At 76.7% G+C, this 1,312-nt stretch carries 2 protein-coding genes and 1 pseudogene; 1 reads left to right on the top strand and 2 read right to left on the bottom strand.

From position 1 onward, the window contains the following. A pseudogene (locus tag ABEB16_RS17395) lies at positions 1-248 on the bottom strand (hypothetical protein); the annotation flags it as partial. 131 nt (positions 249-379) lie between these two features. Further along, entirely contained in the window at positions 380-535 is a 156-nt protein-coding gene (locus ABEB16_RS17390; protein ID WP_345713484.1) for a DUF5679 domain-containing protein, read from the bottom strand. Positions 536-734: 199 nt separating this feature from the next. On the opposite strand from ABEB16_RS17390, the gene ABEB16_RS17385 reads away from it, so the two are divergent. After that, on the top strand, positions 735-1,312 hold a 578-nt coding region (locus tag ABEB16_RS17385; protein ID WP_345713483.1), incomplete at its 3' end, for a M48 metallopeptidase family protein.

Raw genomic sequence — 1,312 nt, 5'->3', positions numbered from 1 at the left:
TCCTCGGGCAGGTCGTCACCACCCCCCGCCGCACCACGCCCCGGCCCCGCCAGGGGGGCCGGGCCGGACCCGAGGCCCGCCAGCACCACGCTGGAGCGCGGGCTGGTGCCGAGCTGGACGGTGCCGTCGGGTCGGCGCACGACCGCGAGACCCTCGCGCAGCACCGACCCGTGCGGCACCGTGAGCCGGCCGCCCGGCCACGACCCGTCCGTGCCGCCCCCGTCGTCCCCGCCACCTGCTGCGCGCACCCCGTGCTCCTCTCGCCGCGGACGGGGAGCCTGCCAGCGCCGCGGCACCGGGCGGGCCCGGCGTCCACAGGTGCCCGGAGCGGGGCGGGGCTGCCGGGAGCGGGGCGGAGCCCCCGGTGGGGGCGCGGGTCTCAGGCCTTGCCGAGGATGCGGTTCAGGTTCGTCCCGCAGACGGGGCACTGGCCCTTGGCCATGCGGCGGCCGTTCGTCTCGACGACGTTGCCCTCCGCCTCGCGCTTCTCCTTGCACTTCACGCAGTAGAACTCGCCCTTGTAGGTCTCGGCCATCTCGCACTCCTCGGGTCTTCGTCACGGTCGACGGACGTTGGCGGACGGCGACATCACCGACGGCACCGGTCGGATCACCCTAGCGAAGGCACCCACGGGCAGCCCTGCGGAGCGCTGCGCGGCGGGTCGCGGTGGATCTTCCCGGAGCGCCCCGGCCGACCTCCCGTCGCCGAGCGGTCGCGCAGGGTACCGTGCGGGCGTGGAGGACGGCGTGGAGGTGCGCCGCAGCCGCCGTCGCAGCCGCACGGTGTCTGCGTACCGCGAGGGCGGGCGCACGATCGTGCTCATCCCCGCCCGCTTCAGCCGGGCGGAGGAGCGGTTGTGGGTGGGGCGGATGCTGGAGCGGCTGGCGGCCGCGGACCGCCGGCGCCGTCCCGCCGACGGGGACCTGCTCTCCCGCGCCGCCGAGCTGTCGCGCCGCTACCTCGAGGGTCGTGCGGTGCCCGTCAGCGTCGCCTGGGTGGACAACCAGCAGACCCGGTGGGGGTCGTGCACCCCCGGCGACGGCACCATCCGGCTGTCCACCCGCTTGCGCGGCATGCCCGGCTGGGTGCTCGACTACGTGTTGCTCCACGAGCTCGCGCACCTGCTCGTGCCGGCCCACGGCCCGCGCTTCTGGGCGCTGCTGGAGTCCTACCCGCGCACCGAACGCGCGCGCGGGTTCCTGCAGGGCGTGGACCACCGCAGGGCGGAGGGCACCGGCGAGGACGGCGCCGAGCTGGACGGCGGCGTGCTGGACGGCGGCGTGCTGGACGGCGGCGTGCTGGACGGCGGCGT

Source organism: Kineococcus glutinatus (assembly GCF_039542765.1).
Lineage (GTDB): Bacteria > Actinomycetota > Actinomycetes > Actinomycetales > Kineococcaceae > Kineococcus_A > Kineococcus_A glutinatus.
Note: the sequence above shows the minus strand (reverse complement) of the source record. Positions and strands in the feature narration are given on the sequence as shown.